This is a genomic window from Streptomyces sp. NBC_00433 (genome assembly GCA_036015235.1).
GTDB lineage: Bacteria > Actinomycetota > Actinomycetes > Streptomycetales > Streptomycetaceae > Actinacidiphila.
Genome location: CP107926.1, coordinates 1,727,823 through 1,752,313, shown reverse-complemented (window position 1 = coordinate 1,752,313; position 24,491 = coordinate 1,727,823). Strand labels below are relative to the sequence as shown.

General features: G+C 72.8%; 16 protein-coding genes and 2 pseudogenes. 13 read left to right on the top strand and 5 right to left on the bottom strand.

What is annotated here, in order from left to right; translation table 11 throughout:
• Positions 1-80 precede the first annotated feature (80 nt).
• Positions 81-590 (bottom strand): annotated as a pseudogene (locus OG900_06980) (ATP-binding protein).
• A gap of 140 nt (positions 591-730) precedes the next feature.
• Between OG900_06980 and OG900_06975 the strand changes: the two are divergent.
• The 6 genes and pseudogenes from OG900_06975 (at position 731) to OG900_06950 (ending at position 6,564) form a co-directional block, all read left to right on the top strand.
• Positions 731-1,969: an IS256 family transposase gene (locus OG900_06975; GenBank protein WUH89884.1), complete on the top strand. Its 1,239-nt coding sequence runs from the start codon at positions 731-733 to the stop codon at positions 1,967-1,969.
• Between the two features lie 1,105 nt (positions 1,970-3,074).
• Complete coding sequence (locus OG900_06970; GenBank protein WUH89883.1) at positions 3,075-3,401, top strand: hypothetical protein; 327 nt, start codon at positions 3,075-3,077, stop codon at positions 3,399-3,401.
• Positions 3,398-4,195: an IS3 family transposase gene (locus tag OG900_06965; protein ID WUH89882.1), complete on the top strand. Its 798-nt coding sequence runs from the start codon at positions 3,398-3,400 to the stop codon at positions 4,193-4,195. Before OG900_06970 ends, OG900_06965 begins: the two co-directional genes overlap by 4 nt.
• A 67-nt stretch (positions 4,196-4,262) precedes the next feature.
• Positions 4,263-5,462 (top strand): IS30 family transposase, encoded by a 1,200-nt coding sequence (locus OG900_06960; protein WUH95640.1) that lies wholly within the window; start codon positions 4,263-4,265, stop codon positions 5,460-5,462.
• 61 nt (positions 5,463-5,523) lie between these two features.
• Positions 5,524-5,775, top strand: a pseudogene (locus OG900_06955) (integrase core domain-containing protein).
• Between the two features lie 36 nt (positions 5,776-5,811).
• Positions 5,812-6,564 carry a GIY-YIG nuclease family protein gene (locus tag OG900_06950; GenBank protein ID WUH89881.1) on the top strand — a complete coding sequence of 251 codons (753 nt, stop codon included), beginning with the start codon at positions 5,812-5,814 and terminating at the stop codon, positions 6,562-6,564.
• Positions 6,565-6,599: 35 nt separating this feature from the next.
• Here the strand turns inward: OG900_06950 and OG900_06945 are convergent, their stop codons facing one another.
• From OG900_06945 to OG900_06930, 4 genes are all read right to left on the bottom strand, one after another.
• Entirely contained in the window at positions 6,600-6,869 is a 270-nt protein-coding gene (locus OG900_06945; GenBank protein WUH89880.1) for a transposase, read from the bottom strand.
• A 306-nt stretch (positions 6,870-7,175) separates the two neighbouring features.
• Positions 7,176-10,172, bottom strand: coding sequence for an AAA family ATPase (locus tag OG900_06940; GenBank protein ID WUH89879.1), 2,997 nt, complete (start codon positions 10,170-10,172; stop codon positions 7,176-7,178).
• Between the two features lie 52 nt (positions 10,173-10,224).
• On the bottom strand, positions 10,225-10,443 hold the full coding sequence (locus OG900_06935) for a hypothetical protein (protein ID WUH89878.1): 219 nt from the start codon (positions 10,441-10,443) through the stop codon (positions 10,225-10,227).
• Positions 10,440-13,535, bottom strand: coding sequence for a type 2 lanthipeptide synthetase LanM family protein (locus OG900_06930; GenBank protein WUH89877.1), 3,096 nt, complete (start codon positions 13,533-13,535; stop codon positions 10,440-10,442). Before OG900_06930 ends, OG900_06935 begins: the two co-directional genes overlap by 4 nt.
• A 329-nt stretch (positions 13,536-13,864) precedes the next feature.
• On the opposite strand from OG900_06930, the gene OG900_06925 reads away from it, so the two are divergent.
• The 7 genes from OG900_06925 (at position 13,865) to OG900_06895 (ending at position 24,487) form a co-directional block, all read left to right on the top strand.
• Positions 13,865-14,167 (top strand): hypothetical protein, encoded by a 303-nt coding sequence (locus OG900_06925; protein ID WUH89876.1) that lies wholly within the window; start codon positions 13,865-13,867, stop codon positions 14,165-14,167.
• A 190-nt stretch (positions 14,168-14,357) separates the two neighbouring features.
• Positions 14,358-14,645 carry a hypothetical protein gene (locus OG900_06920; protein WUH89875.1) on the top strand — a complete coding sequence of 96 codons (288 nt, stop codon included), beginning with the start codon at positions 14,358-14,360 and terminating at the stop codon, positions 14,643-14,645.
• Positions 14,646-14,715: 70 nt separating this feature from the next.
• Entirely contained in the window at positions 14,716-16,191 is a 1,476-nt protein-coding gene (locus tag OG900_06915; GenBank protein WUH89874.1) for a cytochrome P450, read from the top strand.
• Position 16,192: 1 nt separating this feature from the next.
• The gene (locus tag OG900_06910) at positions 16,193-17,239 is read left to right on the top strand and encodes a hypothetical protein (protein WUH89873.1); all 1,047 of its coding nucleotides are present in this window, start codon (positions 16,193-16,195) and stop codon (positions 17,237-17,239) included.
• The gene (locus OG900_06905) at positions 17,239-19,440 is read left to right on the top strand and encodes an ATP-binding cassette domain-containing protein (protein WUH89872.1); all 2,202 of its coding nucleotides are present in this window, start codon (positions 17,239-17,241) and stop codon (positions 19,438-19,440) included. The genes OG900_06910 and OG900_06905 overlap by 1 nt, the downstream gene beginning before the upstream one ends.
• Positions 19,437-21,650, top strand: a complete 2,214-nt coding sequence (locus tag OG900_06900; protein ID WUH89871.1) for an ATP-binding cassette domain-containing protein — start codon at positions 19,437-19,439, stop codon at positions 21,648-21,650. Before OG900_06905 ends, OG900_06900 begins: the two co-directional genes overlap by 4 nt.
• A complete protein-coding gene (locus tag OG900_06895; GenBank protein ID WUH89870.1) occupies positions 21,647-24,487 on the top strand; it encodes a type 2 lanthipeptide synthetase LanM in 2,841 nt (946 codons plus the stop codon). The genes OG900_06900 and OG900_06895 overlap by 4 nt, the downstream gene beginning before the upstream one ends.
• Positions 24,488-24,491: the final 4 nt, after the last annotated feature.

Below are 24,491 nucleotides of genomic sequence, written 5' to 3'. Positions count from 1 at the left end.
GTTTGAGGTGAGGGCAGGACAGCCGGAGATCGGCGATCAAGTCCGTGACCTGGACGGATGATTTATCGGCACCCGCAGTGTCCCGCCAGGTCGGCCAGGGTCCAGGCGACGCGCAGCACCCGGTCGAGGCCCCGGGCGGTGAGCAGGCCGCGCTCCATGTCCCTCTCGGCCGGGTGCATCGCGCCGGGGGCGACCGGCCAGCGGGTGCGCAGCTCATGGCCGGGGATGTCGCCGTTGGCCCGCCACGGGGTGCCGGCATAGCGCACGGCGGCCCGCTCCCTGGCCTCCCGCACCCGGGCGGCGACCACCGCGGTGCTCTCCGCCGGGCCGCGGCCGATCAGCTCGGAGCGGCTGACCGCCTCGACCTCCACCCGCAGGTCCACCCGGTCGAGCAGCGGCCCCGACAGCCTGGCCTGATAGCGGCGCACCGCCGTCGGTGAGCACTCGCAGCCCGCGCCCAGCAGGGAATGACGCCCGCAGGGGCACGGATTCGCCGTTCTTTCGCCCAAGCGACACTTGTCGAGCTGTGTCGGAGTCGCCCGCCAAAGCGGTGCCTGGATGGCTTGAGCCTGGGAGGATTATTCAAAAGCCCCTGGTTGCGTCCTTGGAAGTGGTGTAGCGGGTTGGACCTGATCCGGGGGTTTGTCCCGGCGTCCGGGTTGGTGCCCGCATAGAGAGACGGCCACCGGCTGATCTTCGAAGTGTCTAAGCCTCGAAGGAGATCAGCACGATGACCGCACATGACAGTCTGCCCCTGCACGCCCTGACCGAGGAGAACTTGGCCTCGGCGAGTCCTGACCTGCTGCGCGCGATGATCAAGACGTTCGCCGACGCGCTGATGTCGGCGGAGGCCGACGCGCTCTGCAACGCCGAGTACGGGCAGGCCAGCGACGAGCGCGTCAACCACCGCAACGGTTATCGCCCGCGGGAGTGGGACACCCGCGCCGGCACCGTCGAACTCGCGATCCCCAAGCTGCGGCAAGGCAGCTACTTCCCGCACTGGCTGCTGGAACGGCGCCGCAGGGCCGAACAAGCCCTCATCTCCGTGGTCGCCACCGCCTACCTCCTCGGCGTCTCAACCCGCCGTGTCGAGAAACTCGCCCAGTCCCTCGGCGTCACCCAGCTGTCGAAATCCCAGGTCAGCGCCATGTCCAAGCACCTGGACGAGCAAGTCACCGCGTTCCGCAACCGGCCCCTGGACGCAGGCCCGTACGCCTTCGTCTGGGTCGACGCCCTCACCCAGAAGGTCCGCGAGCAGGGCCGGACCGTCAACGTCCACGCCCTCGTCGCGGTCGGAGTCAACGCCGACGGGCACCGCGAGATCCTCGGCATCGACGTCGCCACCGCAGAAGACGGCGCCGGCTGGCTGGCGTTCCTGCGCTCGCTGACCGCCCGCGGCCTGAGCGGAGTCCAGCTCGTCGTCTCCGACGCCCACACCGGCCTGGTCAATGCGATCGGGGCGGTCCTGCCCGGCGCGTCCTGGCAGCGCTGCCGCACCCACTACGCCCGCAACCTGCTCTCCCAAGTGCCGAAATCCGCCCAGCCCTGGGTGGCCACCCTGCTGCGGACGGTCTTCGAACAACCCGACACCGATGCGGTGAAAGCCCAGATGACGCACGTGCTGAACGCCTTGGAGGCGAAGTTCCCCAAGGCCGCCGCACACCTGGACACCGCCCAGCATGACCTGCTGGCCTTCACCGCCTTCCCCCGCGAGATCTGGCGGCAGATCTGGTCGAACAACCCGCAGGAGCGCCTGAACAAGGAGATCCGCCGCCGCACCGACGTCGTCGGGATCTTCCCCGACCGCACCGCACTCATCCGCCTGGTCGGCGCAGTCCTGGCCGAGCAGAACGACGAATGGACCGAAGCCCGCCGCTACATGGGGCTCGACCTGCTCGCCAAAGCCCGCCTCCACTCGATCGGGTCAGAAACCGACGAGACCGCCCTGCCCACCGAACTCACCGCATAGCCTCAAAACAAGATCGCCGAGTGGCCGTCGATACACCACTCCAGCGGACGTGACCAAGCCCCTTACGGGCTGTGGCGATGTGCTGGCAGTACGCCTGGTGGTTCACATGTCCACAACGCACGCCGTGGAGTTGTCTGTGTTTTGACATAGCGGCGGCGACCTCTCACGGGGCTGACCCAGGCGCGCCCCGAAGCCCTCGGCCGTGAGTACAACCAAGGACGCAACCACAACCGGTGACAAATCAACGAACAACACTGCCGATCGCCCGCCGGTGAGCACGGAAAAGCGGAGCTGAACCGTCCGATTGTCACGGTTCCGTGCAACTAGGACCGCATCCCTGGACACTGGACCGAATCAGAGCTGTGTTGTACCTTGGCGGCGCATCAACTGGCGGGATCGAGCCTCGCTGGTGGCTGACCCGAGGAAGCCTGATCCGGCAGGAGGGCGCGACGACATCCGCAGCGTTCGGGGCGGACGCGGCCGACAGTGACTTGTACGGGGCCAGTGGGTCAAGAACACTTTCGGCTGGCGGCCGTCCATTGAATGTGTCGTCAACTATCGTCAGCGCGAAGATACTCCTGCACCGTTTTGCTGAGCCAGCACAAGTAATTTCAGGTGAACGAATCACGCGGAGGCTTCGGATGGCAAGTGGTGGAATGCGCCTCGCGGCGCTGCTGATCGCAGGGATAGGCGCGCTGGGCATGACCGGGGCCACGGCCGGCCCGGCTCAGGCAGCAGCAGTTCTGGACCATGTGGCCGGGGGATTCAGCACTGAGGCGGCGTGCGATGGCAGCCAGGCAGTGTCAGCCGCCTGGCCGGATACTGTTGTCGGCCCATGCTCCTACTACGCAGCCGCCGACCCGTCGGTGCACATCCCGGGGCCTGGCTGGTACTACCGGTACGCCATTCCGGGCGATGCCGCTTGCGGCGTCGGTTGCCATGCACCTTTGCCGGCGCCGCCGTTCTACGGCCCGGTGACTCCCGGGTGCCCCTCGCGGCTCTCCTGCGATCCGGTTTGATCCTGGGTCTCCCTGTCGGAGGCCAGCCCTATAGTTTGAACCGCTCCGGGTTCAGTGGAGGCTCGATTCTTTGAGAGGATCGAGTCATGGCACGTCCCTCCCCCTATCCCGCTGAGCTGCGGCGTCGTGCGGTGCGCATGGTCGCCGAGGTACGCCCCGACTATGAGACCGAGTGGGCCGCGATGAAGGCCGTCGCGACCAATCTCGGCATCGGCACGGCCGAGACAGTGCGCCAGTGGGTCCGGCGCGACCAGATCGACTCCGGAACCCGGCCCGGGACGACAACGGAAGAATCAGCCCAGGTCAAAGCACTGAAGAAGGAAGTCGCCGAGCTCAAGCGGGCCAACGAGATCCTCAAGGCGGCCTCGGCTTTCTTCGCGGCCGAGCTCGACCGGCCACATCTTCGCTCGTGACTTTCATCAACGAGCACCGGGACCGCTTCGGCGGCGTCGAGCCTATCTGCACCGTGCTCACCGGGCACGGCATCAGCATCGCCCCCTCCACCTACTACGCCGCCAAGGCCCGCCCGCCCTCGGCCCGAACCGTGCGCGACACGGAGCTGAAAGCCCTGGTCCAGGAGGTGTTCGAGGCCAACTACCACGTCTACGGTGCCCGGAAAATCTGGCACCACCTGCGCCGGCAGGGCCACCAGGTCGCCCGCTGCACCGTCGAACGGCTGATGCGTGAACTCGGCATCAGCGGCGCCGTCCGCGGAAGGAAAGTCGTCACCACCGTCCAGGACCGGGCTGCCGAGCGTGCCCCCGACCTGGTCGATCGCGACTTCGTGGCCAAGGCGCCGAACCGGACCTGGGTCGCCGACTTCACCCACGTCGCGGCCTGGGCCGGCACCGTCTACGTCGCCTTCGTCGTCGACACCTTCTCCCGCCGCATCGTCGGCTGGTCCGCGGCCACCACCAAACACACCGAACTCGTCCTGGCCGCCGTGGAGATGGGCCTGTGGCAGCGCGACCGCGAAGGCAACCGCCACCAGCCCGGCCAGTTGGTCCACCACAGCGATGCCGGGTCTCAAGGCGGATTCAACTGGTCGTCGCAACACCTCGTGAACAGGGAGGTGTTGGATGGTGCGTCGTCAGCAGGCAGCGGACCGGGCGCTGCGTCCGAAGCTGAAGTCTCCGGGGCATCCGAAGTATCAGCGTCATGTCGAGGCGGCGTTCTGGACGGAGATCGCCAAGGGCCTTCTGCCTGAGGAGGCCGCCGCCGTCATCGGTGTGGCGCCGGCGGTCGCGACGCGCTGGTACCGCCAGTGTGGCGGCATGCGACCGTTCGATTCGAAGCCGCCCTCGGGCAGGTACCTGTCGTTTTCCGAGCGAGAGGAGATCGCGTTGCTCAGGGCACAGGGCAAGGGAGTGCGCGAGATCGCTCGAGACGTGGGTCGTAATCCGGGCACGATCTCCCGTGAGCTGCGACGCAACGCCGCGACAAGAAGTGGGAAGCTCGACTACCGGGCGTCGGTGGCGCAGTGGAAAGCAGATTTGGCTGCCCGGCGTCCCAAGACGGCGAAGTTGGTCGCCAATCCGAGGTTGCGCGCCTACGTCCAGGAGAGGCTGTCCGGCCAGATCACCACATCTGGCGGCCTGCCGATCGCGGGACCGGTGACGGGCTCGTGGACGGGCCGGAACAAGCCGCATCGCAAGGATCGTGAGTGGGTTCAGGCATGGAGTCCAGAGCAGATCGCGAACCGGATCAAGCTTGATTTCCCGGATGATGAATCCATGCGCATCAGTCACGAGGCGATCTACCAGGCCCTCTACATTCAGGGCCGCGGGGCGCTGAAACGCGAGCTCATCCTGTGTCTTCGGACCGGTCGCGCTCTGCGTGCGCCTCGGGCGCGTTCACGGCGGAAGACCTGGGCGCACGTCACGCCCGAAGCGTTGATCAGCGAGAGGCCCGCCGAGGCCGAGGACCGCGCTGTCCCCGGCCACTGGGAGGGGGATTTGATCATCGGGCTGGAGCGTTCCGCGATCGGCACCGTTGTCGAGCGGTCGACCCGGTTCACCATGCTGGTTCATCTGCCCCGCGAAGAGGGATACGGCACGATCCCTCGAACGAAGAACGGCCCCGCACTTGCCGGCTACGGAGCGATCTCCATGAAGAAGGCACTCGCCAACACGATGTCGATGCTCCCCGAGCAACTGACGCGGTCGCTGACATGGGACCGCGGCAAGGAAATGTCGGCGCACACGCAGTTCAGGGTCGAGACCGGTATCCCCGTGTTCTTCGCCGATCCGCACAGCCCATGGCAGCGAGGAACGAACGAGAACACCAACGGACTCCTGCGCCAGTATTTCCCGAAGGGCACCGACCTCTCGCGCTGGTCCGCCGAAGAAATCGAAGCCGTTGCTCACGCGCTGAACACCAGACCCCGCAAGACACTTGGTTGGAGGACCCCGGCCGAGGCATTCAACGAGCAGCTACTCTTGCTCCAACAAGCCGGTGTTGCAACGACCGGTTGAGTCCAGTCAATACACCTCTTTCGCCCTCGCCGAGCACCTTCAGCGGGAGGGCACCGCGGCCTCCATCGGATCGGTCGGCGACGCATACGACAACGCGCTGATGGAATCCACGATCGGCCTGTTCAAGACCGAACTGATCAAGCCCCACCGGCCGTGGCGAACCCTGTCCGACGTCGAACTGGCCACCGCCGAGTGGGTCGACTGGTACAACCATCACCGTCTACACGGTGAAATAGGCCACATCCCGCCCGCAGAATACGAAGCCAACTACCACCTGACCGACAAGAAACACCAGGTCACAGTCAAGATCTAGAGTCTCCACCAGACCCGGAGCGGTTCAGTTCGCCCCATGGGGCAGGGGAAGCAGATAGGCAACATTGAGCAGAAGTGGGGCTTCGGGCTGGCACCGGTGAAGCCTGCTGTCCAGCAGAAGCGAGTCGAGGCGGCGCGGACCGTCATCGCAACCCTCAAGGACGGGCGCGTGTCCGCGCTTGGGCGACTGGAAGATCTCTCGACCGTCAAAGGTCTGTTCTCCCGGACGTTCAAGCGCGACCAGTGGGACTGGTTCACCGTCTGGAGCCATCTGGGCTTCCCGGTTCACAAAGACGCTCGCGAGGTTGCCGCAGAGCTTCTGGCGCTTCGTCGGGCCATCCATGGAGCGGATGAACGTGGTGCCCGCATGGCAGCGGGGGCCCTGGCGGACAAGGATCTGGCCGCTGTCCTCGCAAACTTCATCGACCAGAAGGACACGAGGGAGCCAGGCCACGGGTTTGTATATGTTCTGTCGACGCGCGAGATGCCCAGCCTGCTCAAGATCGGCTTCACCGATCGAGACGTGCCTACTCGGGTGCGGGAGATCAACAGCGCAACCGGTGTGATTGTGCCGTTCGGCGCGCGCGCCGCGTGGATGGTCCCGAGCGCCCGGGATGTGGAGGCTGAGATCCACGCAAGGCTCGCCCAGTTCCGTGTGCGCAGGGACCGTGAGTTCTTCAACATGGATTTCGCAGTTGCTGCGAAGGTCATCAATGACTACGTGGACGAGGTGGCCACTCGCCGGACTGGAGATTCGAGCGGACAAGCCCTCGGGCCCGGAGCTGGCTGAGGGCCTGCCCCTGCCGAAAACCTCATCCGCGCAGGTCAAGCGGCATGTCGGTACTCGTGGAGGATGCCGCCGAGGCGGTCGCGTTTTCGTATGTCGAGGCGGGAGATATGCCCCGGATCAGTGACTGGCGCGGGCAACGGGTGAAGGGGGCGGGCGTTGGCGATGCCTTGGTGCGGTCGGTGCCCGTTGTAGAACTGTTCGAACTCCCGCAGGGCATGCAGCAGGTGGCGGTGGTTCCATATGAGGGTGCGGTCCAGTAGCTCGCGGCGGCAGGTCTGCACCCACCGTTCCATGATCGAGTTCATGCGTGGCATCCGTACGCCGCTGAGGACTACTTCCACGCCAGCCTCGGCGAGGATGGTGTCGAACAGGGCAGGGAACTTCCCGTCCCGGTCCCGGATCAGGTAACCGCGCGCGGCAGTCGGCGTCCTGGAGGTAACGCCGGGGCGCTGTCCCTGGGCTCGGTCGAGCGGCACTTCGGGCTGCGGCTGCCGTGCGGGCTCGTGGAGGGGGCGGGGCTTCGGGCCGTGGTGGTGAGCGGCGGCCCGGGCCCGGGCGGGTCTGACCGGGCGTTGCGCGGCGCGTTCGCCTTCCCGGTGCGCCCGCCGGGGTCAGCCGGGTTGGGCGATCAGCTCGGTCGCGTAGTCGCACAGGGCCGACCGGTGCGGCTGGCCGGTCTTGGCGAGCAGCTTGGCCACGTGCTTCTCGACCGTCCGCGGGGAGATGTACAGCCGCTCGGCGATCTCCTGGTTTCCCAGGCGCGGCGCGAGCAGCAAGAACACCTCGTACTCGCGTGCGGTCAGGCCCTGAAGGCGCAGCCGGGCCGGAACGCCCGGAGTCCCGTGGCGCCGCTGCCGGATGGTCGCGCCCGCCCGGCGCAGCAGGTCGCGGCAGCTGTTGGCCACGACCGGCACGCCCGCCCCGTGGAAGTACTCCTCTGCGTCGCGCAGCCACTCCACCGGATCACCCCAGCCGTCGGCCAGGGCCACCGGCGCCACCAGCCGCTGGCCGAGCCGACGGGCCATCAGGAACGGTTCGCCTGCCTCCTGTGCCTGCGCCACCGCGGCCTCGGCCTGCGCTCCGCGTCCGGCCCTGCCTTCGTGCACCGCGAACGCGAGCCGTTCGAACTGCCGGTTCCACGGCAGCGCCGCGGAGGGGTCGGCGACGGTCGCCGCGTGCTCCTCGGGGTCCGCCTGCCCGGTCAGCGCCCGCAGCAGTGGACGCAGCCCGTAGCGGCCGTTGAGGAAATGGACGGAAGGGTTCCCCTGCTCCCAGGCGAAAGCCTCGTCCAGCTCGCGCAGCGCCTGCTCACGGTCCTCCTCCAGCAGCGCGCAGATGGCTCGGCTGCCGAAAGCCTGCGGGGACTGCAGCGACCGCTCGCCGCCCCAGCGGCGGAACTCGGCCAGTTCCCTTTCCATCTGCCGGCGCTGCCCCTGGTGCGCGGCCAGCGCCACGCGGATGAGCAGGACGAACTGGTGGTTGTCGGCGTCCCTGAGCCGCGCGGTGCCCTCGGCACAGCGATCGGCCAGCTCCCGGGCCGCGGCGTAGTCGCCGCGCAGCACCTGTTGCATGGCCATGGCGGCCTCGGCCCGGTACATCAGTGCCAGGGCGCCGTGGCCCAGGGCCGCTCGGTGGGCCCGCTCCAGCCGGGTGGAGCGGCCGGTGCACATGAAGTCGTTGACGCCCAGCCACATGAGGGTGTCGAGCTGCCACGTGGTGAGCCGGTGCTCGTTGGCGAGCACGAGGCACTTCTCCAGGTACGAGTCGGCCTGCTCGAATCCGTGCCGCCGGGCCAGCACGGCGAGCAACTGCCACGCCTGGCACGCGATCTCGGGGAGTCCGGCGCGCTCCGCGCCGTCCGCGGCCTGCCGGGCCAGCCGCTCCGCCTCGTCGGTCCGGTCGCCGTCGCTGTCCTGCACCCCGGCGAGGATCAGATGGGCCTCGACCATCTGCACCGCCGGTCCGAGCGCCGCCCCGGCGGACGGCCCCGCGCCGTCGGGCACGAGCCGCAGCAGTTGGCGGACCTGGCGCACCCGCCCCGCGGCGTCCTCGAACCGCGCGGCCGTCACGGCGGCCCAGGCAATGCGGGCCTGCAAGGTGGCTGCCCGGACCGCGTCCAGTGCGCCCGGACCGGCTTCGGGCAACTCGTCGGCAAGCGCGCACGCCCGGTCAAGCTGGCCGTTCTCGGCCAGGGTGTACACCAACTGCTCCACCAGCGGCGCCCGTTCGGCGGCCTGGTCCGCACCCGGCAGCAGGTCGAGGGCCCGTTCGAGCAGTGACACGGCGGAGTTGACGGCGCCGCCGTCCAGCGCGGACCGGCCGGCCTGCGCGAAGCGCAGTGCTGCGGCGCTCGGGTCGCCGGCCGTCTGCCGCAGGGTGGCGACGAGCACGCACCACTCGCCGGGCAGCCCGGGGTGCGCGCGTTCGATCGCGTCGGCACCCCTGGCGGCGATCGCGGCGCGTTCCGCGGGCACGATCGCGGCGACCAGGGCCTCCGCGGTCAGCGTGTGCCGGAACTCGTACCAGTCGCCCACCGGACGGCTGGGCGAGATGAGGTGGGCGTCCATGCCGGCCCGCAGGTGCACCAGCAGGTCGCGGTCCGGCAGCCCGCTGACCGCCTGCAGGACGGCCAGCGAGAAGCGCCGGCCGAGAACGGCGGCGCTGGTGAGGAGCGCCCGTCCGTCCGGGCTGAGCCGGGCGGCGCGCTGGGCGACGCTGTGCACCACCGTGCGCGGGACGTCGATGTCCAGGTCGCCGTTGACGTGCCAGGCGCCGTCGGGCCCGCGGCGCAGTACATCGGCGGTGATCATGCCGCTGAGCAGTTCCTCGACGACGAACGGATTGCCGTCGGCGTCCCTGGCCAGCCGGTCGGTCACCTCCTGGGGCAGCAGGACGGCTGTGTCGTGGGGCGGCGGTCCGGTGGCCGCCAGCGCCGCTTCGGCCATCATCCGGATCTCCTCGCCGGTCAGCGGGCGCGGTTCGCTGAGGACCGCGGACCGGCGCTGGGCGAGCTGCCGGGCCAGTTGCTCGGCCGGCCCGTGTTCCGGGCGGAGGGTGGCCAGCAGGACGATCGGCTGCTCCCGGATGTTGTCGCACAGGTACTCGATGGCGGCGAGCGTCTCGGTGTCGGTGTCGTGCAGGTCCTCAAGAAGCAGCAGACAGCCGGGGTGCCGGTGCTGTGTCAGGTCGCGGCCGATGGTGGCCAGCAGCCGCAGCGTCGCCTCGGCCGTCTCCACGGGCGAGGCCGGTGCGCCCGTGTACCCGGCGGTGCGCCACTCGGGCAGCAGGCCGCCCAGCGCCGAGCGGTACGGGGCGAGTCCGGGGTCCTCGGGGAGACCTCCGAGCCGGACGAACGACAGCAGTGCCTCCGCGATCGGGCGGAAAGGCGCGGCGCCCCCGCTGGTGGCGCCCGGCCTGCCGCGCAGCACCGCCAGGCCGCGGGTGAACGCGCGGAACGCGCACTCCGCGGCCAGCCGCGACTTGCCGATCCCCGCCTCGCCGAGCAGGAACACCGCCCGGCCGTCCCCTTCACGAGCACCGGCGAGACCCGCGTCGAGCACGGCGAGTTCGGCGCCGCGCCCGATCACCGTTGGTGATGTTATGAGCACCAGCGGAGGATATCTCCGGTTCTGACTATCTACCAGGGGCGGGGAGAACTCGTCAGCATATGCCCGTTTGGCCCCAGGAGGTGAGCGTCAGGGAGTAAGTGGGGAAATGGTCGGGGTCCTCTGCCGTCGTGGCCAGGCCGGCCAGCAGCTGGGCACGGCGGCCGACGACCGCACCGGTGCCCAGCCGGATACTTCCGGCAGGGTGGTCAGAGGCGGCCCCGTTGCGGGCGGCCGGGTTCTTCCAGGCGTTCACGAGGGGGCTGTCGCTCATCGGACGTTCTCCTTCGAGGGGGTCGGGGTCGGCGGATGCGGGGCCGGCGACTGCAACAGCAGTACCGAGGGGACACGGGGCCCGAAGCCGAGCCGCAGCAACTCGTGCCCGATGCCGGCCAGGCCGGTCAGCAGCCCCGGGCTGCTGACGAAGTCGGGTGTCCCGCAGCGCGGACCGAACCGGTCCAGTGCGGACAGCAGCGCGGCAGCCCGGGGCAGTGCCGCGCCGGGGCCCGCGCTGCCCGGGCCGGTCGCGGCGAGGAGCAGGTCGAGGGCGCCGGCCTCTCCGTGGCACAGGCTGTGGTCGCCCGCGGTCGGGGCGGCGGAGCGCTCGACCACGTCATTCAGCAGCCCGGCCAGCTCGGGGACGTCCGCCGCGGCCCCGCTGTCGGCGATCGCCAGCGCGGCGCCTGACGCTTCGTCGCACCAGCCGGTCCCGACCGGAGCCGTCGCGCAGCGGGCCGCTGCGGTGCGCAGCGTCGCCAGGCCGGCTGAAGCGTGCCCGGGGCCGCCGCCGGCCGCGGCGAACCGCAGCAGCGCCCACCCCACGCCGGCGGCCCCGGTGCTGAAGCCGCCGGCGGGCAGGCCCTCGGGTGCCTGGGCGGCGAGCCGGTCGGCGCAGGCCCGGGCGGTGCGGGCGGCCGTCGCCGACCCCGTGGCCTGCTGTACGGCGAGCATCGCCGCCAGGCAGCCGGCGTCGCCGTCGAGGACCCCGGGCGGCGGGCTGGCGCCGGCCGCGGCCGTGGCCGCGGCGGCCAGGTCCACCGCCGTGGCGGCCCAGCGGGCCACCTCCGCGTCGTCCAGCAGGCCGCCGAGCAGGCTGAGCGCGTAGGCGATGCCGCCCAGGCCCGCGAAGCCCGCGCCGACGGCGGGCAGGTCGGCCGGCCGGTCGGCCAGCGAGGTGAGCAGGTCCGGCAGCGGGGCCAGCGCGCGTCGCGCGAACGAGGTGTACCGCTCGGTGCCGGTGAGGTCGGCGAGCTGCGCCAGGAAGAGCGCCGTGCCGCAGTAGCCGTGGGGCAGCCCCGCGCCCTGCGGCTGGACCGCCCAGATCCGGTCGTCCAGGGGCTCCAGGCACAGCCAGTTGACGCGTCGGCCGTCGTCTTGCGCGCGGGCCAGGATGCGGTCGGCGATGCCGCAGGCGGCGAAGAGCATCCGCTCGGCGTCGGGCACGGTGGCGGCAGGCAGGCCGAGCGGCGCGGCGGAGGCGCGCGGTCCGTTGCCGCGGCGGCGGGTCGCAAGCGTCGCGCGGATCACCCACTCCTGGTCGAAGCGATCCGTGTCGCCCATCATCGCGACGCGGTGCTCGGCACGGGCCAGGCCGCACTCGGCGACCAGGCCGTCGACCGTCAGTGGGCCGATCGCCAGGTCCGTCGCCCCGGGGGAGCAGACGGCCACGGGCACGTCACCCGCCCACAGTTCGGCCAGCTCGGCGCCCGACAGGGTGCGCAGCCCCTGGCCGGCCGAGTCGCGCCACAGCACGTCGAAGAGCCGCTCCCGGTCCAGCGCTTCACGCAGTACGTCCGGATGGGTGGACTCGTCCAGCAGGGTCGCGTACCAGCGGGTGGGGCGGAGTACCGCCCGCGTCACGTCCCGTGTGAAGCGGGCGAGCAGGCCGCCGGGGCCGATCAGTTCCGTACGGTGTCCGGCGATCGCGTCGTAGCCCGCCCGGAAGCCGGCGACCAGCGGCTCCACGTGGAGCGCGGGATCGGCTTCCGCGTCGCGCAGCCGCGGCCGGTTCGCCGAGCCGCGGAACATCCCGACGGTCCTGACCAGGCGCATGGTGTCCGTTCCCGGTGCCGACCAGCCGGTCACCTCCTCGGGCAGCGGGGTGTCCCGGTCGCCGCCGAGGCCGGAGATGTCCAGCGCGCCGTGTTCGCCGACCAGGAAGAGCGGCAGGAGCGCGGTCCGCGCGACCGACGCCGTCAGCGCCGCCTGCGCCGGGTCCGCGTAGGCGTGCCGGTGCAGATCGGGATGGAAGAGCGTCTCCAGGTCCACCAGGACGGGCTGGTCCGCGCTGGCGACCAGGTTCTCGAAGTGCATGTCGGTGGCGCCGAGCGTGTGGATCAGCGCCAGCAACGCGCCGAGCCGCCAGTAGAAGCGCTTCACGTCGGCCGGGCCCGCGCACGGCGCGGCGGGGGCGTACTCCACCCAGCCGTAGCCCGGTCGGCCGAGTACGGCCAGACGGCGCAGGTCCAGGCCGGCCAGGTGGGAGTTGAGCCAGCCGCAGGCGTCGTTGAAGTGCTCGTGCACGCTCAGCGGTCGGGGCTTGAACACGACTTTGGCGCCGTGCTCGAAGGACAGTACGGCGACCGCCCGGCCGCCTTGGTGCCGGTCGCCGGCGCTTGTGTCCACCTGGACCAGCCGGCCGGGGTCGGCGCCGGCGAGGAGCTTTTCGACCACGTCGGCCCGGTCGTCGGCGAAACGCTCGAGCAACTCGCTCCACGCGTTCACGGCCTGGTCGCAGCACTGCGCCAGCAGCCTTGCCAGGACCGGGTACTCGGTCGCCAGGGCGCGCAGCGCGGACCGCGCGGAAGCCTGTCGGACGAAGTCGCAGAACCGCAGCTCCGCAGTGTCGCCGCGCAACTGCCCGCGTTCCCGGAGGACGTTGAGTTCCAGCACCAGGGTCCGGCGGGCGAGCTGCACCAGCGCCCTGCCCAACCGGTCGGTGAAACAGTCCATGACCGCCGCCAGGTCGGTCGGCCCGTCGGCGCCGCGCCGGCCGGTGGCCCTCAGCAGCCGCTCGGCCGCCGCCTCGGTGAACGGCGCGAGCACCGCGGCGAAGCCCGCCGACCACGAGCTGGCGGCAGGCAACGGCGGGTCGAGTGGAGCCCGAGCCAGCGCGTCTTCGACCGTGGCGGCCCACGCGGGCCTGCCGATCCTTCCGGCCAGGGCCGCGGGCTGCTCGGCGAGCAGGGCGCGCAGCCCCTCCTCGTCCAGCCCGGTGTCCGCCAGCCGGGTCCGCAGCAGCGCGGGCGAGGAGTACGCGGACTGCCACGTCTGGACCGGGTCGGCGGTGCCGGCGGGTGCCGGAGGCGGCGGCAGACGCTCGGCGAGAGCCACGCCGCCCACCCACCATGTCTGCGGATCCATCATGCCCGCGATCGTGCCACCGGCGGCCCGCGCGTCCTATGGGGGCCGGCCCCCATATTCCGGCGGGAGCGGCGCCCGCGGCCGGCCGGCGCGGCGGAATACGGGGGCCGGTCCCCATAGGAAGCCGGTGCACGGCAGCCGATGCTCGGAGCACCCCGACGACGGTCTCGGTGCGGCCGAGCGCGGAGGCGGTCGGCCGGAGCCCGGCGCCGCCCCCGGAACGCCCTGCTGAGGACGGCGCGGGCACGCCCCGGGGGAAGGGCGCGCGGGAGACCGTTTTCCCCGCTCGGACCATGCGGTCCGGGCTCCTCTTGTCACAGATGGGATGTGCGATGAGCGAGGTTCAACTGAGTTCGGAGGAACGGCGCCGGTTCGGTGCCCTGGTGGCGCAGGTGTGGAGCGACGGCGACCTCGCGGCGCGCTACGCCTCCGAGCCGCTGGCCGTCCTGGCCGAGCACGGCATCGTGTCCGCGGAGCCGTTGGAGGTGCCGGCCGCGCCGGTGGAGGAGATCGACGACGAGGCGCTGGGCCTGCTCAGCACGGTCGGCGGTCTCGCGCCCGCCTGCTGCGGGTCGGCGAGCTCCGTCTCGTGCCCCGGCTGCACGGCGAGCACCTTCGGCTGCGGCAACTGCTGAGTCACACCGCTGCGCCGCGGGTCGGACGGGGAGCCCCTGTGCTCCCCGTCCGACCCCCAGGCCCCGGAAACCCGACGCCCACGGCGGCGCGGGTTCGTAGGACACGGATCACCGCTCGCTGTGCGCGCTGGTCCTCCCCCTGCCCGGACCGAGCGCGGTCCGGGCGTCCCCACCACAGATGGGATGTGCGATGAGCGAGGTTCAACTGAGTTCGGAGGAACGGCGCCGCTTCGGCGCACTGGTGGCCGATGTGTGGAGCGACGGCGACCTCGCGGCGCGCTACGCGGCCGAGCCGCTGGCGGTGCTCGCTGAGCGCGGCATCGCGTCGGCGGAGCCGTTGGAGGTGCCGGCCGCGCCGGTGGAGGAGATCGACGACGAGGCGCTGGGCCTGCTCAGCACGGTCGGCGGTCTCGCGCCCCCCTGCTGCAGCTCGGCGACGACCATCGCCTGCATCGGCTCGGTCATGACGGCCTGCTGACCGGCGGCACATCACGGTCGGACGCGGGCCCCCCGCGTCCGACCACCTCACGCGCAGTTAGGAGTGATCGATGGCGGGCACGGCGAACACCGAAGGCAGCCGGGCGAGTTCGGAGGACGGGGCGGGTAAGGACGGTGGTGCGGGTGCGGCTGTCGGCCCTGCCGCCGCAGCCAACACGGTCCTTCCGGGCGACGACGCCGAACGGCTGCACGCGGTCGGCGAGATCATGGCGCGGTTGCGGGGAGACCGCGCCCCGGTGGGCGGGACCTTCCACCGCACGCCCGCCGAACTGGCCCGCGTCGCACCGGTGGTGGCCGTCGCGCCCGGTCTGACCGTGGTCACCGCAGCGCGCGAGGCGCGGGCGCTGCTCGCGGACCCGCGGCTGCTCGTCGGCTCCGACGAACCCGCCGTGCCCGCCGTACGGGTCAGCCCCGTCGGCGAGATCGACGCGCTCTACCACGCCATGTTCAGCCTTCAGGACGGCACGTCGCACGCGCGGCTGCGCCAGGTGGTCGCGCCGTACTTCTCGCGTGGAGCGGCGCAGGCGACGGGACCCGCGATCACCGCGCTTGTCGAGCGGACCTGGGATGAGGCCGTGTCGGCAGGCTCCGGCTCCGTTTCCGCGGCGGGCGTGACCGGCTCCGGATCCGAAGGCGCGTCCGGCCCGGTGGCCGCCGAACACATGCCGGCACCGGCCGGGTTCGACCTCGTCGCAGCCTTCGCGGACCCGCTGCCGATCCGGCTGGCCCGCATGACGATGGGGCTGCCCGTCGAGGACGAGCCGCAACTCATCTCTTGGGCACAGCTGTTGCGCGACCAGCTCAGCCCACAGCAGACCGGCGGCGTGGCACCCGACGTCGAGCGGGCCGTCGTGGCCGGGACGGCCCGACTGCGCGGGTACGCCGAGCGCGCCATCGCCGAGGCGGCCGACGGCCCGCTCCATGCGATCGCGGCGGCCTCGCGCGCGGGAAACATTCGACCGCACGAAGCCGTGGGGCTGTTCGTGCTGCTGCTCGTCAATGGTCTGGAGACGCTGAGCCAGGCCCTGGTGCAGGCCGTACGCGTGGTCGCCGCGGACCCGGCGTGGCTCGCGGCCGTGCGCGCGCGACCGGCCACCGCCCTCGACGCGTTCCGCGCCGCCCTGCGCACAGAACCGCCGCTGCGCATGCTGGCCCGGCGGGCCGGCTGTCCCGTCACCATCGGCGGCAGCCGACTGGCCCTCGGCGGGACCGCCGTCGTCCTGCTGGCCGCCGCGGTCGCCGAGGACGCCGAGCGCGCGCCGGGCCCGCCCGGAGCACCGGACCCCCGGGCCCGGCAGGACGGCGCGCTGGCCTACGGGCACGGCAAGCACGTCTGCCTCGGCCGCCATCACGCCGACCTCGTCGGGGCGGCCGTGTTGCGCCATCTCGCCGCCCGCTGCGCCCGGGTGGACCTGCTCCCGGGAGCGAGGCCGCACCGGCACGCCCCTGTGAACGGCTACGCGTACCTCCCCGTACGCCCGGTCCCGCACGCCGCTGACCCCCTTACCCGCGAACGGAGTGCCTGATATGGCCGATACGGCCGAGAAGGGGCTGCCCGTCCTCCCACCCGCGCCGGACGATGCCCGGTCCGGGCGGGTCCGAGCGCCCGGACGACCGGCAGGACGGGCGGAGCCGCCGCCCCGCCGCTCCGACGCGACCGACGGTGCCGAGCGCCCCCGAACCGCCGCGGACGGGGCCGACGGCACCCTCCGTCCCGAACCAGACCCGGACACAGGCCCGGACCTCGCAGGCGACCCGGACGAAGACCTGGACGACGACACCGATGCCGCAGTGGACGGACGCCTCGCCCTCGCCGCCCGCACCGCCGGAGAACGGATCCGGCTGGTGCCGAGCGGCTACGCCCTGGCCCTGAGCGTGATCCTCGTCGCGCTGTTCGGCCTGGTGAGCTGGTCGGTGTTCGGGACCGTGCCCAGCTCCGTGCACCTCACCGGCGTCCTCGTGCACGGCGACGGCCCGAGCCCGGTGCCCGCACCCGCCGCCGGCACCGTCGTCAGCGTCGCGGTGCAGCCCGGACAGGCGGTGCGGCGCGGCGAGAAGGTCGCCGTCGTGCAGACCGCGTCCGGGCGCCGCAGCCCCGTCACGGCGACCGCCGAGGGCACAGTGCTCGGCGTGGTGTCCGCGCCCGGCACGGCGGTGGCGCCGGGGACGCCGGTCGTGTCGGTCGACCTCAGCGACGGCGGCCTCACCGGCTGGCTCTTCGTCAGGGCCGACCGGGGCTACCCGGCTGCCGCCGGTTCCTCCGTGACCGCGCGGCTGTCCTCGGGCGACTCCGTGGTCACCGTGGACGGCACGGTGAGCGGCATCGGGAGCTATCCGATGACCGGGAGCGAGATCAGCCGCATGCTCGGCGGCCTGCCCGCTCGGCTCGCCGTGTCCGGTGACGGACCGTACCGGCTGGTCACCGTGTCGATGCGGGCCCTCGGCGTGACCGGCTCCGCGCGCCTCGCGCTGAGCGGTCAGGAGTCCTCCGAGGTCCCCGCGCTCATCCCGCTGGTCGCCGACGTGCGCACCGGGTCCGTACGGCCGATCGACGCGCTGGTGGGGGGCCACTGATGCGCTCTGCGCCCCTCGCGCTCGGCCGCCGCGCCCGCCGTGTGCCGTACGTGCCGCAGACCGAGGAGACGGACTGCGCTCCCGCGTGCCTCGCGTCCGTGCTCGCCTGCCACGGCCGCCGGGTCTCGCTGCGCGAACTGCGGGAGGCGACCGGCGCGTCACGGGACGGCGTGGACGCGCTCACGCTGGTGCGCGCCGCGCGCGGATACGGTCTCGCCGCACGGGCCGTGCGGGTGACCACCACGTGGCGCGACGGCCGTGCGGAGGTCACCGGCCTTGCCGACCTCCCGCTGCCGGTCATCGTTCATCTGAGGGACCGTCATTTCATGGTGCTGGAGGGCGTGTCCGGCGGCACGGCGACCCTGGTCGACCCCGCGCTCGGCCGGCACCGCCGATCGGTCGCCGACCTCGCCCCCGACCTGAGCGGCATCGTGCTGGTCGCCGGACCAGGCCCGCACTTCCGGCCCGGCGGCGCGCGGGCCGGCACACTGCGCCGGATCGCCGGGCTGCTCGCCGGGCAGTGGACCGGGGTGCTCGTCGCGGTCCTGCTCAGCCTGGTGGCATGCGCGGCCGGACTGGCGCTCGCGATGGTGCTCAAGCTGCTGGCCGGCGCGCTGCTTGCCGGCGGCTCGGCCGGACAACTGCAACTCGGCGCGGCGCTGTTGGCGACGGGCGTGCTGTCCGGGGGAGTGGCCGCCGCGCTCAACCAGATACTCGGCAGGTTCCAGATCCGGCAGTCGCTGACGCTGTCGGTCGACTTGGTGTGGCGACTGCTGCACATCGAGGGCGCCGCGCTGCTGCGCCGCGAGCCGGGGGCGATGGCCAGCCGTGTGCAGTCCGCGGACGCCTTCGCGCAGGGCCTGACCTACCAGGTCGTGCCGGGACTCGCCGCCGTGGTCAACGCGACCCTGATCGGCGTGGTGATGGTGCACGAGGACCGGGTGGTCGGTCTGACCGCGGTCGGCCTGGGCCTGCTCGCCGTCGCGATCCCGGTGTTCAGCTGGCGCCGGCAGGCGGCCGCAGCCGTGATCGAGCAGCGGCTCACCATGCGCCGCGACGCCGTCGGCTTCGCTGCGATGCGGTCGATCGACGCGGTCAAGGGAAGTGGAGGGGAGGCCGAGGTGGTCGGTTACTGGACCTCGCGGCACGCCGTCGCGGTCCGCGCGAGCGCGCTGCACACCCGGCAGCAGCAGGGCATCAACAGCGCCGCAGCGGTCCTCGCGGTCGGTGCCGCAGGCGCGGTGGCCCTCGTCTCCGCGCCCCGGATCTTGGCGACACACATGACCTTCGGCTCCCTCTTCGCCATCCAGAGCCTGACCGGGTCCTTCGTCGCCGCGGCGTCCGCGGTCGTGCTCGGACTGCTCCAGATCCCGGGGCTACGTACCCAACTCGACGTCCTGGATGACCTGTTGGGTGAGCGCAGCGATGTGGGCGCGGTCCGTGAGGTGGGTGAGGACACCGGGGAACGGCTCGCCGGACACCTGCGGCTGGAGCGTGTGACGACCGGGTACAACCCCGCCCGGCCCGCCCTGCGCGACGTGGACCTGACCGTCCGCGCGGGGGAGTGGCTGGCCGTCACGGGCCCGACCGGCGCGGGCAAGACGAGTCTGGCCCGGCTGCTGGCGGGCGTGCTCCAACCCCAGGACGGACAGGTGCTGTTGGACGGCCGGCCGGCGCGCAGCTGGCCGCGCGGCGTGCTCGTGCGCAGCGTCGCCTGGGTCGACCAGAACATCGAGCTGTTCGCGGGCACCGTCGCCGACAACCTCACGCTGTGGGACGACGACACCGCCCCCGGGGCCCTCGACCGCGCGCTGCACGACGCCTGCCTCGACGAGGTGATCGCCCGCCGCGGCGGTCCGCACGCCGCCGTCGTGACCGAGGGCGGGGACAACTTCAGCGGCGGTGAGCGGCAGCGGCTGGAGGTCGCCCGCGCCCTCCTCACCGACCCCTCGGTCTTGATCCTCGACGAGGCCACCGGCGCTCTCGACCGCGCAGTGGAGCGGGAGTTGTTCGCCCGGCTGCGCCGCCGCGGGGTGACGGTGATCATGCTCGCGCATCGCCGCTCGGCAGTGGACGTCTGCGACAGGGAGGTGGTCGTGCGCGGTGGCACGCTGAGGGAGGCGCAGCCGCCGGCCGGTGCCCTGGACGGTGGCGGCCCGGACGATGGCGGCGCGGACCGGAGCGAGGTGGGGGTGCGATGAACACCGACACGGCCGGACTCTTCGCTCCCCTCGACCTGTTCACCGCCGCCGGGGCCGCGGCGGTCTCCTCCGCGGCCCCGCTCGACGACTGCTGCCGCCTGCTCGCGGCACACCTCGGCGTCTCCCCGGCGCAGCCGTCCACGTCCACCGGGCAGCCCGTGGCCGCGGCGGACGCCGCGGCGCAGCGCTTGGAGCGGTACGGCCTGCGCGGGCGCCCGGTCCGCCTCGGCGCGGGCTGGCGCCGCGACGGCCTGCACCCGCTGCTCGGCTTCTGGAAGGACGGCGCCCCCGTGGTGCTGCTGCCGGGCGGGCGGCGCGGATACCGTCTGGTGGATCCGGAGTTCGGCGAGTTCTCCGACTGGGACGACGCCACGGCCGCCGACCTCGCCCCGTGGGCGTTCGAGGTCACCGTGCCGCTGCCGGCCGGCCGACTGCGCGACGTCCTCGGTCATGCCCGGCGCCGCGGCGACCTCGGGTACCTGATCACGGCCGGCATCGCCGCCGCCCTGCTCGGCGGGCTGCTGCCGACGACCGGGTCCCTGGCGCTGACGGCGGTCCTCGGCCACCGCTCCGGTGCCATCCGCGAACTGGCCGTCCTGAGCGGCTTCGGCCTGGTCGTCTACGCCGGGCTGGTGCTGCTGCGCAACCTCGCCGTCGCCCGGGTGGAGTCCTACGCCGAGGCCGTCCTGGGACCGGCGATCCTGGACCGGCTGCTGCGGGCCCGCGCCTGGCGGCTGGGTGAATACTCCGCCGGCGACCTGGTGGTGCGGCTGGCCGGGGTGGACACGATCCGCCGGATGCTGGGCACGGTCACCCTCTCCGCCGCGCTCAACCTCGTCTTCGGCGTGACCAGCCTCGTGGTGCTCGCCGTCCTCGAACCGCTCGCGAGCATCCCCGCCGTCGGCGCCGTGCTCCTCGCGGTGCTGTTCGTCATCCGCTTCGGCCGCCGTCAACTCCGCTACGACCGGCAGGTGTTCGACGCGTACGGACGGGCGTCCGGCACCCTGCTGGAGATCATCCGCGGCCTGGACAAGATCCGTGTCGCCGGCCGCGAGGAGCACGCCTTCCGCCGCTGGCTGGCGGTCTTCGCGGAGCAGAAGCGCGCCGACCTGTGCGCCGCCGGATGGCAGTCGGCCACCGCCGGGCTGCTCGGCACCCTGCCCGCCGTGCTCTACGCCCTCCTGCTCGAGGGCCCGCACCTGCTCGGCGGCAGCCTCGGCCCCGGCCGGCTGCTGGCCGTGAACATCGCGCTGTCGCAGTTCGTGATGGCCGTGGCCCAGGCCGGCACCCTCGGCACCGCCGCGTACGGCGCCGTGCCCGTCGTCGACCGAATCCTCGAGGTCGTCCGGTTGGAACAGGAGCCGTCCGGCGCCGTCCCCGATCCCCCGGGCAGCGTCTCGCTGCATGGCGTGACCGTACGCGCCCCTGGCGGCGCGGAGTTGTTGCACGAGGTGGACCTGACGGCCGGCGCGGGCGAACTCGTCGGCGTGGTGGGTCCGTCCGGTGCGGGCAAGTCCACCCTGGTGCGCGCCATGCTCGGCCTCGCACCGTGCGCGCAGGGCGAAGTCCGGTTCGACGGCAGGGAACTGGAGGGTCTGGACGCGGTCGCGGTGCGGCGCTCGCTCGCCGCCGTGCTCCAGGACGCCACCACCGCGGGCGGCGACATCCGTGCCACCGTCGCGGGCGGTCGCCCGGCTGTCGACGACGCCGAGATATGGCGGGCGCTGGCCATCGCCGGACTCGCGCAGGAGGTGCGGGCCATGCCGATGGGGCTGTTCACCCCGGTCGGAACCGGCAGTCGCATGGTCTCCGGCGGCCAGCGCCAGCGGATGCTGATGGCCCGCGCGCTCGCCGGTCACCCCCGGCTGCTGGTCCTGGACGAGGCCACCAGCGGTCTCGACGGCCCCACCGAGAAGGCCCTGCTCGACCGCGTCGCCGCCACCGGCGTCACCCGCGTCGTGGTCACCCACCGGGTCGAGACGCTGCGCGCGGCCGACCGCATCGTGGTCCTCGACGCCGGCCGCGTCGTCGCCACGGGCGACTTCGCCACGCTCCAGGCCGGGTGCTCGGTCTTCGCGACCCTCGTCCATGGCGCGGGACCCGCCGCCGAACCCGCCCCGCAGCCCATTGCGGACGACCCCGGCTCCGGTGCCCACCGGCCCGCATCCGTTCCTGTACCCGTGGCCACCCCGTCAGGAGGCACCGCATGACCCAGGTGGACCGCTCGGCGTGCCTCGCGCCCCCGTCCGACGTGGCCGACCTGCTGATACGGGTCACCACCGCCGGCGCGACACCGCACGACCGGCTGCGCTCACCCGCCGCGACGCCCGGCACGGCCGGGACCAGGCGGCGCGCGGAGCAGTGGGCGCTCGCCGCGGCCGGCACCCGCGACCTGGACGCGCCACAGGTGCGCGCCGCGCTGGCCACCGGGGTGCTCGGCAGCGCCGACCCGCTCGCCGCGCTCGCCGACCTCGACCCGGGGCGCATCGTCGAACCGCCCCGATGGGCCGTCGAGCTGGGCGAGCTGCTGATCGCCCTGCCCGAGCAGTCGGTGGGAGACCAGGGGCTGCGCGCGCCGCAACGGACCCTGCACGACGCGCTGGAGACCCTGCTTCGGCGCGACCTGGACCGTATCGCCGCGCAGGGCACGGCACTCGACGTGTCCGACAGCGCCGTGACGGACCTCGCGGCCCAGGGAACCGACCGGGTGGGCGCGGTGGCCGGGCCCAGCCTCGACTTCGACCTGCGGTTCCTGAGCCCGGTCGAGATCGACGGTTCGCGCGGAGACTGGTGCCGTCGGCTGGAGTCGCTGCCGGTTCTCGGCTACCTGATGGGCACCGCCGTGCGCCAATGGCGTGCCGCCACCCGGGAGATGCTGCTGCGGCTCGCCGGCGACCTGCCCCGACTGCGCGCGAAGCTCCTCGGCGGCCGGGCACCCGGCGCGCTCGCGCACGTCCAGGGCGATGCCGGAGACCCGCACGACGACGGCCGCAGCGTGGCCGTCCTGCGCTTTGCCTCCGGCGCCCGCGTTGTCTACAAGCCGCGCGATCTGCGGTGCGCCGCGGCGTACTTCACGCTGCTCGCGCAGATCGAGGACGCCTTCCCCGGCCGTCCCCCGCACCGCAGGGGCCTGGTGCTCGGTGACGGCTACGCGTGGGAGGAGTACGTCCCCACCGCCGGGTGCGCTGATCCCGCCGAATTCCCCTCCTACGCACGCCACTTGGGTCATCTCATCCGGATCTGCACCCTCTTGCAGGGCCGCGACCTGTGGCAGGACAACATCCGGCCGCACGGCGACGTGCCGGTGCTCGTGGACCTGGAGACGCTGGCGCATCCGAGGTTCGCGCCGTCCGGCGACCCGGTCGCCGAGTTCCTCGACGGCACTGTGATGCCCACCGGACTGGTCACCGCCCCGGTGGTCCTCGGCCCCGGCGAGCCGGCCGTCGACGTCGGCTCGTGCAGTCCCGCCGACCGCAAGCGGATGCCCTACCGTCCCGGCGTGCCCCGGCTCGCCGCCGCCGGGCGCGATCTCGGCCTCAGCGACGGGCTGTTGACCTGGCAACCGGAGAGCATGGCGTGGTCCGGCACACGGACCCTCGATCCTCGGGAACACGTCGACGAGGTCGCCGAGGGCTACCGCGAGGCCGGGGCAGTGCTCGCCGCGCGGGCCGAACGGCTGCTCGCCGAGGACGGGGCCGCGCACGCCTTCGCCGGGACCGTGGTGCGCGTGATGTGGTCCGGGACCTGGGACGCGTACACGCTGATGCGCGCCGCCGGCTCGCCGAACGTACTGACCGACGCCGGGCGGCGCGAGGCGGTCCTCGCGCGCCTCTTCCGGGCCACGGCCGGCGGGCCCGAGCAGAGCGCCAGACGGGCGATGACCGCAGCGGAGATCCACGACCTGCGGCGCCTCGACGTGCCGCTGTACAGGCACGTGGTCGGCGAGGAGGACGTCCTCACATCGACGGGAGCCCGCGTCCCCGGGCTGCTTGCGCCGCGGGGCGGCTGGTCGTTCCCCGGCCGCCTGCGCCGCCTCGCGCGGGAGCCGGCGACCGCGCAGGGCCGTACGGACGGGGAAGCCGACGCGCCGGACGGGCCCGGCGCCGACCTCGCCGTGCTCTACTCCTGCCAGCACCTGGTGGACGTGCACAGCGGCAACCGGCGCCCGGTGCCGCCCCACCCCGGCCGCCGCCCGGCCGCCGCGCCCGCCGCGCTCGTGGCACGCGCCGGCGGTCTGCTCGACCGGGTGTGGCGGCGGGCGCTGCGGGACGCGGACGGCCGACCCGGGTGGGTGGCCCTGCACCGCGACCCGGGCCTGGGCATCGAGGTGCTGGGTGGGGCCGGACCCGACCTGGCCGAGGGCCTGTCCGGCCTCCTCGTCGCCGCCGCCGACCTCGCCGCCGCCGGCGACCGCGACCGCTGGCTCCCGCGCACCCGCGAACTCGCCGCCGTGATCGCCTTCCACCTGGCCGGCCGGTCCCCGGCGCACCCGGCCGACGGGCCGTCCCCGTCGACGGCCGCCCCCGGCATCGCCCACGCCCTCCGGCGAGCCGCCCTGCTCACGGGCGAAGCGCCCGGCCCACGGGTGTTCGGGGACTTCCGCCCGTGCGGCGCCGACGTGGGCGCCCTCGCCGCCTGGCGCGGCCCCAACCGCCCGGGCGAACCGGCGCTGCTGCCCTCCGCCGCGCTCGCGGATCTGGACAGCACGCGGCTCCTCGCCGAGAGCGAGTTCGCCGCCGTCGTGGCTGGCTCCGAGACCGCGAGACAAGCCGACCGGCGGCGGGCCCGGCGGCAGCTCTCCATGGTGGCGGCGGAGTTGTGCGCGCGGGGCGACTCCGTCGGCTACCTGCCCGACCGGCGCGCGGCGCCCGAGCACCAACTGTCGGTGTTCGACGGCATCCCCGCTGTCGTGCTGGCCCTGCTGCGTGGCGCGGGCCACGCCTACGCGTCCGTGAGCCTGCTCGAACTGCCCACCCAGCAACGCCCGTTGACGGGACCGCCGAATGACACGCGCCGGGGCGGACCCACGCTCGGCCCGACCCGATGAGGAG

Coding starts and splice junctions, on each gene's coding strand:
- OG900_06900 (WUH89871.1), top strand. CDS start 19,437: ATGAACACCGACACGGCCGGACTCTTCGCTCCCCTCGACCTGTTCACC.
- OG900_06960 (WUH95640.1), top strand. CDS start 4,263: ATGCGACCGTTCGATTCGAAGCCGCCCTCGGGCAGGTACCTGTCGTTT.
- OG900_06925 (WUH89876.1), top strand. CDS start 13,865: ATGAGCGAGGTTCAACTGAGTTCGGAGGAACGGCGCCGGTTCGGTGCC.
- OG900_06915 (WUH89874.1), top strand. CDS start 14,716: ATGGCGGGCACGGCGAACACCGAAGGCAGCCGGGCGAGTTCGGAGGAC.
- OG900_06950 (WUH89881.1), top strand. CDS start 5,812: ATGGGGCAGGGGAAGCAGATAGGCAACATTGAGCAGAAGTGGGGCTTC.
- OG900_06920 (WUH89875.1), top strand. CDS start 14,358: ATGAGCGAGGTTCAACTGAGTTCGGAGGAACGGCGCCGCTTCGGCGCA.
- OG900_06975 (WUH89884.1), top strand. CDS start 731: ATGACCGCACATGACAGTCTGCCCCTGCACGCCCTGACCGAGGAGAAC.
- OG900_06970 (WUH89883.1), top strand. CDS start 3,075: ATGGCACGTCCCTCCCCCTATCCCGCTGAGCTGCGGCGTCGTGCGGTG.
- OG900_06945 (WUH89880.1), bottom strand. CDS start 6,869: ATGAACTCGATCATGGAACGGTGGGTGCAGACCTGCCGCCGCGAGCTA.
- OG900_06935 (WUH89878.1), bottom strand. CDS start 10,443: ATGAGCGACAGCCCCCTCGTGAACGCCTGGAAGAACCCGGCCGCCCGC.
- OG900_06905 (WUH89872.1), top strand. CDS start 17,239: ATGCGCTCTGCGCCCCTCGCGCTCGGCCGCCGCGCCCGCCGTGTGCCG.
- OG900_06930 (WUH89877.1), bottom strand. CDS start 13,535: ATGATGGATCCGCAGACATGGTGGGTGGGCGGCGTGGCTCTCGCCGAG.
- OG900_06895 (WUH89870.1), top strand. CDS start 21,647: ATGACCCAGGTGGACCGCTCGGCGTGCCTCGCGCCCCCGTCCGACGTG.
- OG900_06910 (WUH89873.1), top strand. CDS start 16,193: ATGGCCGATACGGCCGAGAAGGGGCTGCCCGTCCTCCCACCCGCGCCG.